The organism is Acinetobacter sp. WC-141, from assembly GCF_000313935.1.
Taxonomy (GTDB): domain Bacteria; phylum Pseudomonadota; class Gammaproteobacteria; order Pseudomonadales; family Moraxellaceae; genus Acinetobacter.
Window position 1 is genome coordinate 1 of record NZ_AMSS01000090.1, and the last position, 3,510, is coordinate 3,510.

At 40.0% G+C, this 3,510-nt stretch carries 5 protein-coding genes and 2 pseudogenes; 6 read left to right on the forward strand and 1 reads right to left on the reverse strand.

Features of this window, described 5'->3' with window-relative positions:
- From ACINWC141_RS20255 to ACINWC141_RS19030, 4 genes and pseudogenes are all read left to right on the forward strand, one after another.
- Positions 1-857, forward strand: a pseudogene (locus tag ACINWC141_RS20255) (host specificity factor TipJ family phage tail protein); the annotation flags it as partial.
- 68 nt (positions 858-925) lie between these two features.
- Positions 926-1,315: a hypothetical protein gene (locus ACINWC141_RS19020; protein ID WP_009393977.1), complete on the forward strand. Its 390-nt coding sequence runs from the start codon at positions 926-928 to the stop codon at positions 1,313-1,315.
- A gap of 40 nt (positions 1,316-1,355) precedes the next feature.
- Complete coding sequence (locus ACINWC141_RS19025) at positions 1,356-1,901, forward strand: glycoside hydrolase family 108 protein (protein WP_009393978.1); 546 nt, start codon at positions 1,356-1,358, stop codon at positions 1,899-1,901.
- On the forward strand, positions 1,902-2,219 hold the full coding sequence (locus tag ACINWC141_RS19030) for a ubiquitination-like system serine protease family protein (protein WP_009393980.1): 318 nt from the start codon (positions 1,902-1,904) through the stop codon (positions 2,217-2,219).
- Between the two features lie 99 nt (positions 2,220-2,318).
- Here the strand turns inward: ACINWC141_RS19030 and ACINWC141_RS19035 are convergent, their stop codons facing one another.
- Complete coding sequence (locus ACINWC141_RS19035; protein ID WP_001199181.1) at positions 2,319-2,735, reverse strand: hypothetical protein; 417 nt, start codon at positions 2,733-2,735, stop codon at positions 2,319-2,321.
- Between the two features lie 175 nt (positions 2,736-2,910).
- On the opposite strand from ACINWC141_RS19035, the gene ACINWC141_RS19960 reads away from it, so the two are divergent.
- The gene (locus ACINWC141_RS19960; RefSeq protein WP_001104937.1) at positions 2,911-3,126 is read left to right on the forward strand and encodes a hypothetical protein; all 216 of its coding nucleotides are present in this window, start codon (positions 2,911-2,913) and stop codon (positions 3,124-3,126) included.
- Positions 3,127-3,278: 152 nt separating this feature from the next.
- Positions 3,279-3,380, forward strand: a pseudogene (locus tag ACINWC141_RS20180) (transposase); the annotation flags it as partial.
- Positions 3,381-3,510 lie beyond the last annotated feature (130 nt).

A 3,510-nucleotide genomic window follows, 5' to 3' on the forward strand; every position in this document is an offset into this window, starting at 1 on the left:
ATATCAATCTTGCGCGCTTATATCAGATGCAAAGAGGTGATTTACCAACTACAGGTGAGATTAGTTTTGTGGTTGAGGCTGGTGCTTTGGTATCGAGTTCGAGTTCACTTAGAGCGGAAACCAGAATGGTTTACAAGCATACTAATAATTCCGAAACACGGGAGTATATTGTTCCGGCTACGACTGAACTACCAGCGATTGATACAGGAGTATTTCCACCTGACTTGATTGTAAATTTAACGATTAAAGGTGCGGTTGTGGGACGCGGAGGTGATGGTGGACTTCCTCATTTAGCATATGGTGGTCTGTCTGGCGATCCAAATTATACCTTTACCAGAACACGACGTGATGGGTTCCAAGGCGCGCCAGGTTTAATGAACCGGCACAGCAAATTGAACCTGATCATTGATGGTGGAACGCTAGCTCGAGGAGGTTCAGGTGGTGGAGCAACTCCAAGTGGAATCTACACTGAGCTTGGCTATGGAGTGCAAGGTATTCCTGGTGGAGCTGGGGCACCGTTTGGACGGGTGATGACAGGAGAACCTATCTACAATGATACTCAGGACTGGCGCTGGTACTTTATTGATAGTTTTATGGTGGTAAAAGTCACTGATGCTGAAGCTTCGGTACCTGGTAAAGGTTATCGAACTCAGAACGATCGTTATGGATCTCCTTTATCGGGTGATGGTGGTGGATGGGGTCAGCGCGGTACCAAGTCTACCAACGATGGAACTTGGAACTGGCGGTATCACGGCACGACTGAAGGGCAACCCGGTGCCGGTGGTACCGCAATTGTCGGAGTGGCACCATTAACAACACAATTGATAAATGGAGGGAAAATCTTACAAACCCTTTAAACCTTAAAAGAACTTAGAGCACCCAATTCGGGTGCTTTTTTATTACCTCAAAATATCTGGAGAAATTAATGGAACCAGTTTCCACTAGCGGTTTAACAGCAATTTTAAAATTTTATGGTGCAGCAATTATGGTGACCTTAGCCGTTGCTTTGGTTGCTGCCGTTGTATTAATGACACGTATGCCACGCTCACCACAGGAATGGGCAGTGGGCTTGATCTGTACGGTTGTATCAAGTTTGGCAGGTGGTTCATTCATTATTGTGAAGTGGGGACTTCATGAATGGGTTACTGATGTATGGGGGATGATAACACTGGGAGGGTTCTTCTTTGTTTGTGGATTGCCGGGTTGGGCTTTGGTCCGGTGGATCTTTAACTTCATTGATAAGCAGGAAGGTAAAACGATCGTAGAAGTGATCAAAGAGTTTAAAAAAGCTAGAAAAGACATTGAAAACAGCTAATGCCGCCTTCGGGCGGTTTTTTTACATCCAGGAAACTGAAATGAATATTGAACAATATCTCGATGAATTAATTAAACGCGAAGGCGGGTATGTGAACAATCCAGCGGACCGAGGCGGTGCAACTAAGTACGGCATTACTGAAGCAGTTGCTCGAGCAAATGGTTTTAAAGGAAACATGAAGGACTTACCTTTAGATGTGGCCAAAGCAATTTACAGAAAAAAATATTGGACCGCTCCACGTTTTGACCAGGTAAATTCCCTTAGTTCAGCTGTGGCAGAAGAGCTTTTAGACACAGGTGTAAACTGTGGTACCGGATTTGCAAAACCTCTTTTACAACGTGCATTAAATCTACTTAATAACCAAGGTAAAGCAGGGTGGCCTGACCTTAAAGTTGATGGCGTATATGGATCAGCCACGTTAGGTGCACTCAAAACTTATTTAAATCAACGTGGCAAAGAAGGCGAAAAAGTTTTGGTTCGTGTGCTGAATATCATGCAAGGTCAACGTTACATTGAAATTGCCGAACGAAATCCATCGCAAGAGCAATTCTTCTACGGGTGGATTGCTAATCGGGTGGTGATCTAAATGACTCTAGCAGAAACAGTAACTGAGCTAACTCCTTATCTTGAGTACTGGAGCAGTGGCATCTATATGTTTAAGTGCCCTGGATGTAAGTATTTACATCCTTTCCATGTAAAAGATGGTGCACATCATAATGGCAGTACTTGGAGTTTTAACGGCGATATAAATAAGCCAACATTTACACCTTCATTACTTGTTAATGATCATTACCCAGCAAGCCGTTGCCATTTATTTATGATTGATGGAAAGATTCAATTCTTAGCAGATTGTCATCACGAGCTAGCAGGGCAAACGGTAGACATGGTGCCGATCGATGTTTAGGGCTTTATTATTGTGTATTCTGCTTTCAGGATGCACAGCTCATACTATCAACAACTATGTGAATGTAGGTATTTGTGTGAAAGCTCTCTGAGGAGGGCTTTATTTGTAATAATCTACATAAAAAATACTTTGAATTTTAGGCTCATATGGATTTAAACCACTCCAATTTTGAAAATCAATAATTTCATGTATATCCAGTGAAAATATTTTATTTAAGGGGTATTTACTTTTCTCTATAAGTATAAAAGGTGAAGTAATTCCATTAAATTGATGTGCTGTAAGATCAATAACATACTCCTCACTTTCTAACCAATAATGATTTTCTTCTTCAATATTTGTTCCCTTCATTATTTTAAAATCATTTATGCCTTCTTGTTGAAGAATCATTAATAGTAAGCTACTTGCTTCCTCACAGAAGTTTCTGGGAAAGACTTGCCATATCATTGGAGATTTAAGATGGTCTTCAAAAAACTTAAGAGCCGAGCTAGTTATCTTGTGTATTTTTTCGTATTGCATTTAATTTTAATCCTTTTAATCAACCGTTCCTAAAATAGGAATCATCTGTGGCCCAGTCATCCGAGCCTTACTAATAATCTCGACAAGTTCATCATATGTTAAATTAAAAGAATCTTCACTATCAAAAACATAGACCATATTTTTACCCTCATATTCTGGAGGTGTAGGTGGACATTTGAATTATGCTAACCCCTACGTTTCTGATAAGAAAAACAGGGATGCTTGGGTAGATGCCTTTTTCGAAAAATCGAAAAAAAATGGTTTGGTTTTTGGCTCAGGAAAGAATGTGCACGGCCATGGAACAACGAAAGATTTAGCCAAATATATTACTAAACCATTTTCTATTTCTTTAGGTAGTGAGTCTTCTAACTTAAACTCTCAACCAATTTAAATATTAGAAATACTGCTCCTCTTGGTAATAACCCTCATAAAGACCAAGTTAATGCTGTAAACTCTAAAACGTCTCATGTGACCATTTGATGTGTGCTGAAAAAACAGGAGGTTTTAACTTGGTAAACTAAACACACTCATCAGGAGTTTACCATGAGCAAGAAACACAAGACTTACACCACAGAATTTAAAGCTGAAGCCATCAAATTAATTGAAGCCAATCAAGGCAATGTCTCGGAAACAGCCAGACAACTTAGTGATGTGTGCTGAAAAAACAGGAGGTTTTAACTTGGTAAACTAAACACACTCATCAGGAGTTTACCATGAGCAAGAAACACAAGACTTACACCACAGAATTTAAAGCTGAAGCCATCAAATTAATTGA